We start from the raw sequence: 15,658 nt of genomic DNA on the forward strand, positions 1-15,658 counted from the left end.
CATCTTAAATACTGTAACAATGAAAAAGTTTACCTTATATATTTTGACAGCTTTCAGTCTGATGGGATTGACGACGAGCTGTAATGATTTTGGGGATGTGAATAATGACCCTATGAACCTGAATCCCGGAGTAGTGGATTATAAGATGGAGTTTACTCAAGTACAGGCGCAGATATGTGGTTCCGACTGGGATGTGTGGCGTAATGGCTGTATCTACACAGCCAATATGATACAGCATACAGCTACGGTGGACTGGGTGTATGGATCTTTTTATACATGGAGTGATCAGTATAGTGGTGCTTATTGGACAGGATTCTATTCCGGTGGTCGTGCGGCTATTCGTAATATAATAGATGTGATGAATAATTGGGAAGGAAATCCCGCTTATGAAAATGAGTATCAGATGTGCCGTATTATGAAAGCATATATGTTCCAGAATATGACCGATCTTTACGGTGATGTTCCTTATTCTGAAGCAGGTCAGGGATATTCTACAAATCCGATTCCGTATCCTAAATATGACACGCAAGAATCAATCTATAATGATTTGCTGAAAGAACTTGATGAGGCACAAGCCGCATTGAGCACCTCTGCCAGTAATACAATAGGAGCTGCGGACGTTATCTACGGAGGTGATGCTACAAAGTGGAAGAAGTTTGCGAACTCACTGATGCTTCGGGTAGCAATGCGTTTGACCAAAGTTGCCCCTGATAAAGCGAAGACATGGGTGGCTAAAGCAGTAGCGAATGGTTTGTTTGTAAGTAACGATGATAATGCAATTGTCAGACATGCCAATGGTTCGCCGAGTGATGACTCTGCAGAACCTTATGGAAAAGTATTTTCCAGTCTGGATACTCAGGCATTTTTTATCAGTGAAACTTTTATAGAAATATTGAAAGACGATCCTCGCCTTCCTTTGATTGCTACGGTTTGTACTAAAGACCCGAAGCCAGGATGGGGTGATGCTGATTTTGATTTGGGAGATAATGCTTCTGATAAACAGAAAGGTATGCCGGTTGGATATGATTCAAAAGGAGGAGACTGGGATATCAGTAAAGCTCCTGGCTATCCGGGTGATGATTGGAGAAAAACTTATTCTGTTCCTAATCGCACAGTATATGCACGTCCGGATTCACCATCTATGCTTGTCACTCATGCCGGCAATCTGTTGTTATTGGCAGATGCGGTGAAACGTGGATTATATACAGGAGATGCAGAAAACCTTTATAAAGAGGGGGTGACTGCCGCCATGAAGCAATTCTCTTATTATGAAAAAGCCACTACTACAATTACGGATGCTGAGATAGCCGCCTATCTGGATGCTAATCCATTGAACGCTGATACGGAGAAGGCTTTGGAACAGATTAATACGGAATATTATATCCACACATTCTGTAATGAGTATGAAGCCTTTGCAAACTGGCGTCGTACCGGATATCCTAAGCTGACTCCGTCCCAAAATGCAGCCAGCTATCCTAATAATGTGACAAATGGAGAGATTCCTCGTCGTTTCATTTATCCGACAAGTGAAATAACAGCTAACCCTGTTAATTACAACGATGCCGTAAAGAGACTTAGCGGAGGGGATAAGATGACATCACGCGTATGGTGGGATAAACAATAAAATGTAATATATAAGCCAGCCGGTTCGCCTTGAACTAGCTGGCTTATTGTATAGTTTTTAGGTATAAACAAGAAAACGGGATTCGTGATGAGTCCCGTTCTTTTATGAATATAATCAGAAAGATTTCATTAATGTTATCTGTACAATGGAACATTACCATCGATAATACCGCCCCCGATTCTTCTTGACAGTCTGACAGAAAGTGTACTTCCTGCTTTTAAATCCAAATCTTCTACCGCACTGATTTTCTGAACTACTCCTCCGATAGTGATAGTACCGATTTCTTCTCCGGCATTGATCTTTTGCGGAAGCACATTGGTAACAGCACCTTCGGATACTTTCTTTACTTCGATATTCTCTGATAAAGCATTCTCGTTGACTTCAATAATACCGTTCAATAAATCCTGTGTACCTTCGTTCTTCAGGCTAAGTTCGACTTTAGCTTCCCCTTCATACGGATTATCATTTTCATCCAGTATAATAACCGGTACGGTCATTCGTTTGAATTTTAGGGATACATTCCGACTACCCGGAACGGCTTCTGCTGTTCCGAACAAATGTTCTTGTCCTCCTTTTAACAGGCGTTTGTTGCCACTTGATCTGGTAGCGGCTCCATCCGTCAGTGCAGGATAATGGGCGTAGAATGTAACTGTGCTTGTTGTAGCACTTATTTCACTCCAAGTACGGCTATCTTGGCCGACAATGAATGGGGTATAGTTCTGACCGGAAGCAGCCATAGAGATAACTTCTCCTGTGGTGATGCTGTTTTTGGCAGGAAACAGATCACTGCTGGTGCGGGTAAGCGGGTCAGAAAGAGCGTCGTCGATAGAGATTGAGAAGTTGGTTGCTTCTTTACTTGTTTCTTGCAGTTCATCCTGTTGCTGGCAACTGAACAAACATCCTGCGGCTAAAAGAACTAAAAAGTTTTTTCTTTTCATTTTACTAAGTATTAGTGAGTTTAAGTGAGATTTGGTGCTAATATTCTACTTTGTCTTCTTTAGACATCCAGGCTTCGAAGGCAGTAATGGCTTCGTTATGCAGCAGCACTTCGGAGGGAAGTTTTCTGTCGGCAGGCTTTAGAGCCAGTTCATCATAAATAAAGGAATCGTCGAAACCGATGTTCTTTGCATCCGTCTTATTATTACCATAATACATTTTGTCCAGTCTTGCCCAGTAAATGGCACCCAGACACATGGGGCAAGGTTCGCATGAAGTATAGATTTCGTATCCGCTGAGGTTGAATGTCCCCAATTTGGCGGCTGCGGCACGTATGGCACTTACCTCGGCATGAGCGGTGGGGTCACACGAAGAGGTTACTCTGTTGACTCCTGTAGCTATAATTTCCCCTTCTTTGGTTGCAATGACGGCTCCGAACGGGCCTCCACCATTAGCAACGTTTTCTTTGGAAAGCTCGATTGCTTTCCTCATTAGTTCTTCTTTGGTCATAGTTATAAAAAATAATATCGTTAGTTTTGCTTTTATTGCTACCTTTCGCAAATATAAAGAAAACTAACGATAGAATATAGTGATTAAATTATTTTAAGAAACAAACAAGGGCAGGCTTCTTCTTAAAGCTTCCCTAATATTTTGTCCATTACCCAGTTAGTCAAGGTAGCACTTTCTCCGTTGCAGGAACAAACGGACTTACCCAGCAGATGATCTACTACTGCCTGTATAAGTGGCTGTTGTACATGTTCGGGATTGCCGATGCAAATTTCTTCACGTCCTCGTTCGGTGTGCAGACCGATCGGTTCGTAAGTAAACACAGAGAAGCAGATCATTCCTTTATCTCCGATGATTTCGATACGGTCCTCACGGGCAGAATCATGGGCAACAAAGCACCAGGAGCCGCTGCCAACCAATCCGTTATCAAACTGAAAGCAAGCGCTCAGTGTATCTTCGGCGGGGTAAAGCCCTCCGCGGTTGCTTTTATATCCGCTGGCTTCGAGGATGCAGCCGAACATGTCTTGCAGCAAATCAATCTGGTGCGGGGCAAGATCATAAAAGTAACCGCCTCCTGCAATATCAGCCTGTACGCGCCAGGGGAGGTTTTCACGGTTGTAATCCAAATCACGTGGCGGCTGGGCAAAACGGACTTGTACGTTGATGACATTACCGATAGAGCCATTCTCCACCATTTCTTTCACTTTCTGGAAGTAGGGAAGATAGCGGCGGTAATAGGCTACGAAGCAGGGAACCCCTGTTTCCTGAGAAATACGGTTGATGCGTGTACACTCCTCATAAGTGACAGCCATTGGTTTTTCAATATAGGCAGGTTTTCCTGCTTTCATTGCCATAATGGCGTAGGTAGCGTGTGAAGAAGGAGGAGTAGCGATATAAATGGCGTTTACTTCCGGATCGTCAATCAGTTCCTGGGCGTCATCATACCATTTCTTGATTCCTCTTTCTTTCGCATAAGCCTTTGCTTTGGCGCCGTCGCGGCTCATTACAGCTACTACTTCAGAATGTTCTACCTTTTGAAAGGCGGGGCCACTTTTGGTTTTGGTTACTTCTCCGCAACCGATGAAGCCCCATTTAATCATCTTTTCATTCATAATATACCTATTGTGCTTGTTTTAACAACTCCCAAAGATAAAGCTATTTTTTATGAAGAACAACTTTATTGATTGTTAACTGTCAGAAATAGGTAAGGGGATGAGTTTTACTTTACCAGTACCAGCATACTCCGAAAGAGAAGGGATAAAGTTCGGGACCTTTGTTCTTCTCAAAAAGCCCGTATGTAGAGTAACGCATATATACACCCAGATCTGCATAACCGGCTTGCGCAAGTAAATTGATACCCAATGGACGTCCGTTCAGTCCCTTGTCAATCGTCTTCTTTGACCCGTTAACTTTTGCTTTCGATCTGAATCCGTGACGGATTTCAGCTTCGGGACCTACAGCAAAGAACAGAGGGCCTTTGCCATTGAGCCGGGTTTGCCACTCGATAGAGAGCGGAATACGGAAGTAGAAATAACGCAGACGACTTTTACTGTACTCTGTAGGTTCTTCTGCCTCTTCCCCGGAATAGATTTCGGTCACTCCGTCTATTTCACGGAATGCATAATTGCCATCCAGACGCATACTGCGGTATCCCCATCCCAATCCGATGGTAATTCCCCAGTTATAGGTAGGCGCAAAGGCGTGCGAACCGGTAAACAGATTACCGCCTATTTCCCACGAATGGCTGGAATTGAGATCGGCACCACTCGACGGATTGAATGAGAGAAAGTCATTGGACAGTCGGGTGTAGCCGATATAGAATCCGCCGGCATGAGGTTCAAATCTGTTTTTCTTGTTGTTCTTTTTGGAGAAGGGGAGGGCGCTCAGTACGGTGCGGCTTTCCGTACTCTGTCCGTTCAGGTAGACTCCTTCGAAGATTTGCGCGTTCGTTATCGTATCTCCGCCGGATGCGCGTTCGTAGAGTTTCACTTTGATCTTGTCACCTTGTTCCTTGATAACGATCTTTCGTCCGTTGACGTAAAGTGTTGTATCCTGCGGAGTGCTTTCATTTTGTGCCATGCCGCTCATTGGAGCCATCATGAGCCATAGTAATAATAGTTTTTTCATATTTGTATTTCTTAATCTGTTTTTATTCTTTCTTCATGAATAGCATGGTAATCAGGTCGTCGGCATCCAGTTCCCCTTCGATATAGATCAGGGTAGCCGAATCTTTCTTTCCGGTTTTGAAGAGGATAAACCGGTTCACATCCTCCTTAAGTTGGGGAAGCTGGTAATAACCGGATTTGATTTGCCCGTTGGAAACAACTTCTTTCACTTTCTTCGCTTTCTTCTTATCGGCTTCCAGGCAACGGAGAATAGTGGGAAGTGCATTGTTGACATCCTTGAAAACCAGACTTTTATAGAGAGTCATCTGGTAAGTTTCCAGCATTTCATTGGATAGCTCTACCATAGTCACCCCTTTTTGCTTTCCGTACTTCTGAAAGACGGTGGCAATCTGTAGTCCCTGTTGGGCGGCTGCATGGGCAGCGAATGTAAGTAACAGGGCGATTAGTGTGGTACGAATGATTTTATTCATCATAATTATATGCTGTTTTTATATTATTCATCAAATAAAGTAGCGAATATTTCTTCCTCGCTGAGGCTGACGTCACGGAAAGCGACCATCGCCTGTTCGCGGATCAAATGAACGTCCGTATATTCCTTGCCGTCAATGATCACATAGTTTGCCGGTGCAGGGGATATATGGCGGTAGATGCCCGATATGCCCAGTAATAACAGGAGGGCGGCAGCGGCAGCACCGAGGCTGTAAGTCAGATACTTTCTGACCGTTTTTGTCTTTTTCTCGAATATGGCAAGTTCAGGCATTTCGCCGGCATTACATTGACCGGAGACTTCCGTAAGTTCCTCCTGCTCTGCTTCGAAGAAGGCAAACATCGGGCGATATACCTCCAGGTGTTCCGGTACAAGGCCTTCGGCAAAGAAACGTCGTAGTCTGCGTTCTTCCTCGCAGGTGGTTTCTCCCTCGAAATATTTGTTGAGCAAGGTTTCTATATCTTTCATGCTTTGTTCCTCCTTTTTCGTTCTTGTATTGTTTGCAAATAGACTTCTCTTACTTTCTTGCGGGCTCTTGACAGATTGCTGCGAATGGCTTCTGCATTGCATCCGGTGATTTCGGCAATTTCTTCCGTTTCGTACTCTTCGATGTCTTTCATGCGGATGATTGTTCGTTGCAGCGTAGGCAAGGAGTCGATAATCTCCCGCATCAGTCTGAACTCATCTTTCTCTTCCAGCAATCGCTCCGGAGTAGCCGAAGGGGTGGGAGCCTGTACCCGGTCGAGTGATAAAGTGTCCGGTCGCTTGGCACGCCACAAGTCCATGCAAAGATGATGCGTCATGGTCATGGCTACAGCTTCGATGCTTCTGTACTCGTCCAGTTTCTGACGCAGATTCCATAGCTTCAGCATGACTTCCTGTACGGCATCTTCCGCATCCGAAGGATCATCAGTCATCCTCCGGGCATAGTTCAGTAGCTTATCTCGAAGGGGCACAACGGTTATTTTAAATTGTTTCAGTTCCATTTACACTGATAAGACGGTGCCAGATTAAAAACGTGACATCAAAAAGAGATTTTTTTCAAAAGTAGAGCAATTTTTTGTCAAGAGTAACTTTATTGATTGTTAACTCTTTGGGGGACAGAGCTTCTGTTTATAGAGAATAAAGCATACTACATTCAAATACGAAAGTCAAGTCCTCGGGGGGGATCTTCACTTATTTAGTATAGTATTTCCGGTAAATTTTTTGATACTCTTTTTCTTTCTGGAATTTGTCCAGCCATGTATTCAGGCTATCGAGCAATGCGGGTGATTGTTTGCTGACTGCCCATGAATAGAACTGGGTAAAGCTGATTGCAGTATTGATGTCCAGCTGTGGCAATGAATCAGTCACTGCGCGGGCTATGCTTTCGTCGCAGACCGCATAATCGATATCTCCGTGAGCAACTAACGAAATCAGTTGCTCTGAACCGTATTTTTCTATTTCCTTTATATAAATGGTATCTCCGATTTCATTACCCAGATTATGAATACGCAGAATAGAAGGTGAGCCTTTTACCACATGAAGTGTCTTCTTGGCAAGGTCTAATTGGCTCCGGATATAAAGTGAATCATTTTCTCCGTTCGCTTTTCGCTGTACCAATACCTGCTTGTTGAGTATAATGGGAGAGGTGAGGAGCAGTGAATCCTTCAGCTCACTGGTTGCCAGTATTCCGTAAGCTATCACGTCGTAACGTCCGTCGCTCAATCCTTCCAGCCGTTCGTCGAAACTCATGACAGGAGTGATTTCAGTTTTCAGTCCCTTATCACGTGCGAACGCTTCTATCAGTTCATAGTGGAATCCGGACACAGTATCACTGTCTACATAGAAACTGATTGAATTATATTCGGTAGCTACACGTAAGATACCTTCTTTGGCAATAGCTGCATAATCGCGCGGATGTCCCGAAGGCTTTTCCTGCTTACCGCAATAGCGGACAGAGAAGATGAGTGCCAATACAATGACTACCGGCAACAGATATCTGAATAGTCTCAATTTCGGGCGCGTTTTCATAAGCCATAGAGATTTTGTTAATCATAGAAGTTCCATGAAAGTCCGAATTTCAGTACACGTGGATTGATGGGGTAATGAGGAGCCAGAAAATAATTGGGTTTGCTCATTCCCTGGTTGACGTGATACATCATCACATAAAAACGGGTACGTTTCAAGTGTAGGTTAGCATAAACATTCACTATCGGATAGCCGCCTATCTCTACTTTGCCTTCTTCCGGTTGCAGGTAGAACTGCTGTGTAGCAGGCATATAGGCAGGAGCGTCATACTTGGTGAAATAACGTACATCGGCACCTAACTGTACGCTCAATACTTTCTTCGCCAGTTTAAACTGCATATAGAAATTATGATACAGTGAGAGTTCCGGCAATGGCAGTACAGCCTGGTCACTGGATTTCTGCCAGATTACTTCATTGTCCAGATGAAAGATTCCCACCTTGAAATCCTGATTGAAGCAAGCCGACAAAACCTGCAAACTACCGCCTTTCTGTGTCGGCAAAGCCTGCTGGTTGAAGTAAGTATAGTTCTTTATATTTTCAACTCCGGCTCTCAGGCGTGTCCCCCAATTGGCTATGTTTAGTTCACCTTCGATGCGGGTGCGGAATTCCTTATCCATATCATCGTCCCACCAAAAATGTTTGGAATGATAATGGCGCATGTAGAATGGCGCAAGTTTATTACTGATTTCTCCGCGTGCAATTACACTCACTGTATCTTTCCATAAAGGGATATTTAAGTCGATATCTCCTTTTACATTAAACTGACCAATCGCTTTTCCTGCCATGCCCACTTCACCAATCGCGTGATAATGAAGAACGTTTCCTTGCTTTTTAGTCAGTTCACCGCCTATATAGATTTCCGTCTCGTTGTATTTATCCTGTCTTAGCGGGTCCAGGCTCATCAGCGAATATTTGCTCAGCTTATGGGAGGCAAAGGCTGTCAGTCCTGCTTTTGCATATTTATTGAAGCCTTCGAGGAGGGCGATACCTATTGTATTCTTTATTCCGACATAAACGGTACTGTCCCTGACGAATGTGTTTTCTTTGTCGAGATGGGTATCACTATAATAATCCTTTACGTTATCGTCCGAACGGAAATTATGGCGTGAGCGTTCTACCTGAATGGTGTGTATAAAGCTGGTGACCGGAACGAACTCTTGTTTGGCAGGCATCGTATCATTTTCCGCTTGTGGAATATCCCGCTGAAATCCCAGATTATAGCGTTGGGTCAGAAATACGTAGAAGTCGTGGTTACGGTTCGCACTGGCGTTGAGTACGGTAGGAATATTGACCGATTCATATTCCTTTCTTCCTTCTGCCATTTCTTCCGGTGCGGTAATGTAGCGGTCGTCAGTGATACCACCGTTCTCGTTTGTTTTCAGATAGTTGTTGCTGTATATTCCTTGAATCTGATAGCGGTCGCCAATGTAACTACCGAAAAGTGCAGCATTAAAATAAGAAGTATTTTGATTGTTATAGTAGCCCCGGCCATACAGATAGTCGATATTAAAGCCGAAAGCCAGCTTCTTGTTTACATTGACTGAGAAATAGGATTTGAAACGTTCTTCTCCATTTTGCTTATTACCCGCCTTGTGATAGGTCAGGTTGGTATAAGGTACATTACTGTTCGTAAAGTTGAATTCCGTCGGACGAATGAAAAAGCTGGAGAAAGGCTCCATAAAGATGGTGGGTTCCGGATAATTGCGTTCAAAGAAGATACGCGACAGACGCGGAGAACCTAAATTGGCCAGGTAATTATAATGTCCGGTAATTCCGTCTGTAAGGTTTGTGTTTTGGAAATGATGATAAGTCGTATCTGCCGGAATCATTGTCCGGTCGCCTAATTGGTTCTTGATACGCCACATATATAGCGTAGGCGGCAATCCCTGTACTTCAACATTAGCACTGTCCAGTTTATCCGGAATCATGGCAGGGTCTACCTGATTACCATATTGGTCGCGTCCGTTTTCGTCGATTTGTTGGCGGGCAGGGTTGAGCTGCGCATGAATAGCACTCAATCCTACAACGGAAAATAATATATATAATAGTAAGATTCGTCTCATAATTGGAGGCAAAGATACATGAAAAATTGACAATTGACAATTGGCAATTGACAATTAACGTCTATATGCGTTATTTTGCCAATTTATGCCGATTGTAAATTGTCAATTAGTATCTCTAATTATCAATTGTCAACTGTCAATTGTCAATTATTTAGACTTCGTGGATTAATTCCATCCCTTTTTTGATCGCTTCCTCGTTCATGGGAATCAAGTGGTGATGGCGTTCCGGAAGAGTTTTCTTCAGTCCTTTGATGACATTTTCCAGTGTCACGATAGGACGGAGTTGCAGCAGCCCGCCGAGTACGATCATGTTGAAGGCTTTCGCGTTATTCATTTCGTTGGCAGCATCCATTGCGTCGATGCGATATACTTTGATATCCTTGCGGGTAGGCGGGTTGATAATTCCATATCCGTCGTAGATCAGGATACCGCCCGGTTTTACCTTGCTTTCAAATTTCTCCAGTGAAGGTTGGTTCAGTATGATCGCCGTATCATATTTGCTCAGGATCGGTGAAGATATCTTGTCATCGCTTACAATCACTGTCACATTGGCTGTTCCGCCTCGTTGTTCAGGACCATATGCCGGCATCCAGCTTACTTCTTTTCCTTCCATCAGTCCGGAATAGGCCAGAATTTTACCCATAGACAATACGCCTTGTCCACCGAATCCTGCAATAATTATTTCTTCTTTCATTGTTCTGTTGACTTTTGCGTTATTCTTTATCTTTTAAATCACCCAGCGGATAGAATGGGAACATATGTTCCTCCATCCATTTATTTGATTTTTCCGGAGTCATCTTCCAGCCGGAGCTGCAAGTAGATACGATTTCAACGAGGTTGGAACCTTTGCCGTTCATCGAATTCTCGAATGCCTTGCGTATCGCTTTCTTGGCTTTGCGGATGGCAGGTACTGATTGTACCGACTGACGGGTTACGTAAGCCGTTCCTTCCAGTTGGGCGGCAATCTCGGTCATTTTCAATGGATAGCCGTGCAGTTCTACATCACGTCCGTAAGGACAGGTAGAACTCTTCATGCCTACCAGTGTAGTCGGAGCCATCTGGCCGCCGGTCATACCGTAGATAGCGTTATTGATAAAGATAATGGTAATATTTTCGCCGCGGTTCAGTGCGTGAATTGTTTCGGCAGTACCGATACAAGCCAGGTCGCCATCACCTTGGTAAGTGAACACGAGACGGTCCGGCCATAGGCGTTTGACGGCAGTTGCTACAGCAGGAGCACGTCCGTGTGCTGCTTCTTGCCAGTCAATATCCAAATAGTTGTAGGCGAAAACTGCACATCCTACCGGAGAGATTCCCACCGTTTTATCTTCCATGCCCATCTCTTCTATCACTTCGGCGATGAGCTTGTGTACCACACCGTGACTGCAACCCGGACAGTAGTGCATGGCATTATCGTTCATCAGAGTCGGTTTCTTGTAAACCAGATTCTCGGGTTTGATTATTTCTTCTTTAGTCATAACTTCTTCTCCTTATCTGTTGGTGAACCGTATAAAAAACTCCATCAGCTTGACAAAGATTGCCGCGCCGCATATGTAGATAAACATTCTAAAATCTTCCTTTCCTGCTACGAAGTAAGTGATGATGGCGGCAAGTGCCAATATCATGAAAAGGATGTTCAGTACGTTCCTTATTTTATCGGGATTCATCGTCTTTCGTTATTTGATTATTTTTTCTTCCAAAGCAGTAACAATCTCGTCGGGATCGGGAACAATACCACCGAGGCGTCCGAAGTGTTCTACCTTTATTTTACCATTAACAGCCAGGCGGACATCTTCAATCATCTGTCCGGCATTTAATTCTGTAACGAGCATACCTTTTACTTTGTCAGCATAGGCTGCAATTGCTTGGGTCGGGAACGGCCACAGAGTAATAGGACGGAGAATACCGACTTTGATACCTTTTTCACGGGCCATTTCCATTGCTTTCTGGCCGATACGTGCCATTGAACCGAAAGCAATGATCAGATATTCTGCATCTTCGCAGTTGATTTCCTCAAAGCGTACTTCGTTTTTTTCAATTTCGCGGTATTTAGCTTGGAAGCGGAGATTGTTTATTTCCATCGCTTCCGGTTTCAGTTCCAGAGAAGTGATAATGTTCGGTTTACGGCCTTTGGTTCTTCCGGTAGTAGCCCACGGGCATTGTTTGATGATTTCCTCATCAGTGCGACGTGGTTTCTGTGCGGGGAGAACTACTTTCTCCATCATCTGTCCGATTACACCATCGGCAAGAATGATAGCAGGATTACGATATTTGAATGCCAACTCGAAACCTAATGCAACGAAGTCCGCCATTTCCTGTACGGATGCCGGGGCAAGTGCGATCAGTCTGTAGTCACCGTGGCCACCACCTTTTACAGTCTGAAAGTAGTCTGCCTGGCTCGGCTGGATCGTTCCCAGTCCGGGACCGCCACGCATCACGTTTACGATCAAACAAGGAAGTTCGGCACCTGCGATATAGGAGATACCTTCCTGTTTCAAGCTCACGCCCGGGCTTGAGGAAGAGGTTAATACCATCTTTCCGCTACCTGCGCCTCCGTATACCATATTGATAGCTGCTACTTCACTTTCTGCCTGGAGTACTACCATGCCGGTTGTTTCCCACGGTTTCAGTTCGGCCAGCGTTTCCAGCACTTCCGATTGGGGAGTAATAGGGTAACCGAAGTATCCGTCCGCACCGCAACGGATGGCTGCGTGGGCGATGGCTTCGTTCCCTTTCATTAATACAACTTCTTCTGCCATATTCTTTTTCTTTTATTCTACTTTTACTTTATACACTGAGATACATCCGTCGGGACAAACTGTTGCGCACGAGCTACATCCGTTACAGGTATCTTCTTTTACTTGCCAGGCATAGTTATAGCCTTTCATATTTACCTCTTTATTGAGGGCGATTACATCGAGCGGACACGCTACTACACACAGGTTACACCCTTTGCAACGCTCCGTGTCGACTACGATTGCTCCTTTAATTTTTGCCATAATCTCTATTTTATTACGTTATCTTTGAATTCGATTATTGATTGAACATATCTTTGTGGTAGAAATTCAGGATATCTATTGCCATTGTTCTTGCCTGAACAGCGGGACTGTCGGGATTGAGATCAATAGCATACTGGTAGTTATCCAGCGCTTGCTTCCAATCTCCTTTTTTTCGGTAGGCATTTCCCCGTAAATAGTAGAGCATATCTTTATCTTTCTCGACAGAATCGTCTTGGAGAAGTTGGTCCAGTTGCTTAATCGCTGTGTCCACATCCCCTTGATTGATAAGCTCTTTTAGGTTGTCTATTTGCTCCATTTTCTTTCGTCTTTCGGGATTCTGAGACGCAAAGATAGTTTTTATTTGTGTAAATGGGGGTAAATGCGGAAGGAAATTTGCGTCCTTTTGTTTTTATTGCATATTGGGTGAATAAATAGTCAATAATAAATATGCCTTAAGATAATTCTTGAGGATGAATGACAGAATTGAGAGGGAAGTAATCATATTAATAACCGGTAAAAACGTATATTTGCAAGCCGTTTGTTGATAAACAATGTATAGCAGGCAAGATGAATTACATCTTTTTTATGTGCTGAATCAAAGAATAATATGGAAATAAAAGAACGTATACAGTTGCTGCTGTCCGAAATGAACAGGGGAGTGTATGAGAAGGAGGCTGAAATCGGCTTGTCTTTGCTGGCTGCTTTGGCGGGCGAAAGTATTTTATTGCTGGGTCCTCCGGGAGTGGCGAAGTCGATGGTGGCACGGCGGTTGAAGAGAGCTTTTGTTGATGCGAGGGCATTTGAGTATCTGATGTCCCGTTTTTCTACACCTGATGAAATATTTGGACCGGTGAGCATTAGTCGTTTGAAGGAGTCGGATAAGTATGAGCGTGCTGTGAACGGGTATCTGCCTACAGCGGATGTCGTCTTTCTGGATGAAATATGGAAAGCGGGGCCGGCCATCCAGAATACGTTGTTGACGGTGATCAATGAAAAGTTGTTTCGGAACGGAGATACGGAGTTAAAGCTTCCGTTGAAACTGCTGGTAGCCGCCAGTAATGAGCTGCCTACGCAGGGAGAAGGGCTGGAAGCCTTGTGGGACCGCTTTTTGATTCGTATGATCAGTACTTGTGTGAAGCAGGAGGAGGCGTTCTATCAGATGTTGCTGGACGATGGTGATGAAGAAGAACAGGAAACGTGCCAGTGGCAGATTTCGGATGAGGAATATGCCGGGTGGCAGAAAGAGATAAGACAGATCACGGTAGCTGCCGAAGTTCTGTCCTGCATCACGGAAATTCGCAGAAATCTGGAGAAAGTCGGGATCCAAGGTTCGGAAATACATCGGAATGTCTATGTAAGCGACCGTCGCTGGAAGAATATCGTGAAACTGCTGAAGGCTTCTGCTTTTGTTCACGGACGGAAGGAAGCTTGTCTGACAGATTTATTACCCATTTATCATTGCTTGTGGAATGAGCCGGACGAGTGTGCAGATATCCGGCAGATTGTTGTCCGTGCACTATTTGTACCCTGCGTAAAGGAGATTGCAGCTATCAACTTATCGTTAAAGTCGGATCTGAAGGTAAGCCGCGTGCGTGAAGCATTGGAGAAGGCCCGGCAGAAAGGGGATCGCAGGGACGATGATTTGATGATCATCGACCATTTTTATTATCAGATAGAAAATCACGGTACGGGGAATACCTATATCTTTATTGTGGACTATAAGAATCTGAAAGAATATAGTCCGAAGGATGCTCCTGCGACAGGAGTCATGTATGCTGATCCGCTGAATCCGAAGCGGACGATTATACGCACTTTCTCCGATGCCTCCAAAATGAAGGAACAAGGTGCCGAAAGGGTGACTCTTTACAGAGATGAAAAGAATCTTTATATCAATGGTGTCCGTTTTGCGATGCGGAGACTGAAAAGGGGAGAACAACAGCAGTTGTGGCTGGGCAATATGACTCTCACCGACCGGGATTATGAAACGGAACTGGAGACAGCTCACGGTAGGATAGAGAAATTAGTAAAAGATTTGTCTGAGAATATTTTCGTTTCTGAAGAAGACAAGAAAGGGGTTGCACAATATGTGGCGACCATCCGCAAAGAGATTGCCTGGGCACGCGTGGATGTCCGTAAACTGAGATACGGCGATGAGTCTTAGATATGATGCTGCATTTTATGTGCAGGTGCTGGATAGGTATGTAGCGACCGGAGAGTGTGCGGAAGCGGACAATGAACCGTTGTATGCCTATCTGCTTTCCGTCATGAACGATCCGATGATAAGGATACAGGTTTTGAGTGATGAGGTCTGTGCCCGAATTTTCTACGATGCGATGAGCCAGTTTATCCGGCTGAACCTGGAGAAACAAAGATACAATATGCAGAAAAGCCAGTCGGAACAGCAAGGAATGGAACTTGCCCTGGAATGGTCGGAGGTCAAACGGAAAGACGGATGGCAGGCTTTGCTTCAGCAAGTTTCCGACAAATATGGAGGCAATGGCTTCGACCGTGCGTTTTATCAGGGGCAATTCGGTAATGAAGGGAAATATGCCGATGATGAAGTCTGGGAAAGGATGGTGGACGACTGGAAAGAGGCTTTCCAACGGGATTTGCAGGAACAAAAGGAGAAAGAAGTAGAACAGCGCAAGGATGATTTTGAACGCAGGCTTCATGCTAATCTCAGGAATATTCCCGAATATATCCGGCAGAATAATATAGAGAAAGACGAGTTCTATCAGGCATGGGGATTGATGAGCGGTATGTGGAATACCATAGACTTTGAACGGATACGCAAAATAGTCCGTATTCAGAAAGAATATCCGGAAGTAGTCAAGGTGGCCAACAAGATGGGACGTATGGCAGACGATGAAGGAAAAGATCAGTTGCATGTTGCGCAGGGAGATGTG

Annotated in this window: 17 protein-coding genes and 1 pseudogene; 3 read left to right on the forward strand and 15 right to left on the reverse strand. The window is 44.4% G+C overall.

From position 1 onward, the window contains the following. Positions 1 to 19: 19 nt before the first annotated feature. Positions 20 to 1,624, forward strand: a complete 1,605-nt coding sequence (locus HMPREF2794_RS00335; protein WP_055269235.1) for a SusD/RagB family nutrient-binding outer membrane lipoprotein — start codon at positions 20 to 22, stop codon at positions 1,622 to 1,624. Between the two features lie 134 nt (positions 1,625 to 1,758). Here HMPREF2794_RS00335 and HMPREF2794_RS00340 read toward each other — a convergent pair whose 3' ends face one another. The 15 genes from HMPREF2794_RS00340 to HMPREF2794_RS00405 form a co-directional block, all read right to left on the reverse strand. Next, positions 1,759 to 2,562 (reverse strand): fimbrillin family protein, encoded by an 804-nt coding sequence (locus HMPREF2794_RS00340; RefSeq protein ID WP_055269182.1) that lies wholly within the window; start codon positions 2,560 to 2,562, stop codon positions 1,759 to 1,761. A gap of 37 nt (positions 2,563 to 2,599) precedes the next feature. After that, entirely contained in the window at positions 2,600 to 3,070 is a 471-nt protein-coding gene (locus HMPREF2794_RS00345) for a nucleoside deaminase (protein WP_008760614.1), read from the reverse strand. Between the two features lie 122 nt (positions 3,071 to 3,192). Beyond that, positions 3,193 to 4,179: a Gfo/Idh/MocA family protein gene (locus HMPREF2794_RS00350; protein WP_010537594.1), complete on the reverse strand. Its 987-nt coding sequence runs from the start codon at positions 4,177 to 4,179 to the stop codon at positions 3,193 to 3,195. A gap of 112 nt (positions 4,180 to 4,291) precedes the next feature. Then, entirely contained in the window at positions 4,292 to 5,194 is a 903-nt protein-coding gene (locus HMPREF2794_RS00355) for a hypothetical protein (RefSeq protein ID WP_022302265.1), read from the reverse strand. Between the two features lie 22 nt (positions 5,195 to 5,216). Beyond that, positions 5,217 to 5,663, reverse strand: coding sequence for a DUF6108 family protein (locus HMPREF2794_RS00360; protein WP_029425486.1), 447 nt, complete (start codon positions 5,661 to 5,663; stop codon positions 5,217 to 5,219). A 23-nt stretch (positions 5,664 to 5,686) separates the two neighbouring features. After that, on the reverse strand, positions 5,687 to 6,148 hold the full coding sequence (locus tag HMPREF2794_RS00365) for a hypothetical protein (protein ID WP_010537597.1): 462 nt from the start codon (positions 6,146 to 6,148) through the stop codon (positions 5,687 to 5,689). Then, complete coding sequence (locus HMPREF2794_RS00370; RefSeq protein ID WP_029425487.1) at positions 6,145 to 6,666, reverse strand: RNA polymerase sigma factor; 522 nt, start codon at positions 6,664 to 6,666, stop codon at positions 6,145 to 6,147. The genes HMPREF2794_RS00365 and HMPREF2794_RS00370 overlap by 4 nt, the downstream gene beginning before the upstream one ends. A gap of 190 nt (positions 6,667 to 6,856) precedes the next feature. Next, positions 6,857 to 7,693: a transporter substrate-binding domain-containing protein gene (locus HMPREF2794_RS00375; protein ID WP_010537599.1), complete on the reverse strand. Its 837-nt coding sequence runs from the start codon at positions 7,691 to 7,693 to the stop codon at positions 6,857 to 6,859. 17 nt (positions 7,694 to 7,710) lie between these two features. Then, the gene (locus HMPREF2794_RS00380) at positions 7,711 to 9,753 is read right to left on the reverse strand and encodes a putative porin (RefSeq protein WP_022302264.1); all 2,043 of its coding nucleotides are present in this window, start codon (positions 9,751 to 9,753) and stop codon (positions 7,711 to 7,713) included. Between the two features lie 151 nt (positions 9,754 to 9,904). Then, positions 9,905 to 10,447, reverse strand: a complete 543-nt coding sequence (locus HMPREF2794_RS00385; protein WP_010537601.1) for a 2-oxoacid:acceptor oxidoreductase family protein — start codon at positions 10,445 to 10,447, stop codon at positions 9,905 to 9,907. 19 nt (positions 10,448 to 10,466) lie between these two features. Beyond that, positions 10,467 to 11,231 carry a thiamine pyrophosphate-dependent enzyme gene (locus HMPREF2794_RS00390; protein ID WP_010537602.1) on the reverse strand — a complete coding sequence of 255 codons (765 nt, stop codon included), beginning with the start codon at positions 11,229 to 11,231 and terminating at the stop codon, positions 10,467 to 10,469. Between the two features lie 12 nt (positions 11,232 to 11,243). Further along, positions 11,244 to 11,420, reverse strand: a complete 177-nt coding sequence (locus HMPREF2794_RS28305; RefSeq protein ID WP_010537603.1) for a hypothetical protein — start codon at positions 11,418 to 11,420, stop codon at positions 11,244 to 11,246. 9 nt (positions 11,421 to 11,429) lie between these two features. Further along, entirely contained in the window at positions 11,430 to 12,512 is a 1,083-nt protein-coding gene (locus tag HMPREF2794_RS00395; protein WP_070750506.1) for a 3-methyl-2-oxobutanoate dehydrogenase subunit VorB, read from the reverse strand. Between the two features lie 12 nt (positions 12,513 to 12,524). Continuing rightward, complete coding sequence (locus HMPREF2794_RS00400) at positions 12,525 to 12,752, reverse strand: 4Fe-4S dicluster domain-containing protein (protein ID WP_004297419.1); 228 nt, start codon at positions 12,750 to 12,752, stop codon at positions 12,525 to 12,527. A gap of 34 nt (positions 12,753 to 12,786) precedes the next feature. Next, the gene (locus HMPREF2794_RS00405) at positions 12,787 to 13,068 is read right to left on the reverse strand and encodes a tetratricopeptide repeat protein (RefSeq protein ID WP_010537605.1); all 282 of its coding nucleotides are present in this window, start codon (positions 13,066 to 13,068) and stop codon (positions 12,787 to 12,789) included. 291 nt (positions 13,069 to 13,359) lie between these two features. On the opposite strand from HMPREF2794_RS00405, the gene HMPREF2794_RS00410 reads away from it, so the two are divergent. Together HMPREF2794_RS00410 and HMPREF2794_RS00415 are read left to right on the forward strand one after the other, a co-directional pair. Further along, positions 13,360 to 14,913 (forward strand): AAA family ATPase, encoded by a 1,554-nt coding sequence (locus HMPREF2794_RS00410; protein ID WP_055269179.1) that lies wholly within the window; start codon positions 13,360 to 13,362, stop codon positions 14,911 to 14,913. Next, positions 14,903 to 15,658: pseudogene (locus tag HMPREF2794_RS00415) on the forward strand (hypothetical protein); the annotation flags it as partial. The gene HMPREF2794_RS00410 and the pseudogene HMPREF2794_RS00415, both read left to right, overlap by 11 nt.

The sequence above is a fragment of the Bacteroides sp. HMSC067B03 genome, assembly GCF_001811315.1.
In the GTDB taxonomy this organism is placed as follows: domain Bacteria; phylum Bacteroidota; class Bacteroidia; order Bacteroidales; family Bacteroidaceae; genus Bacteroides; species Bacteroides faecis.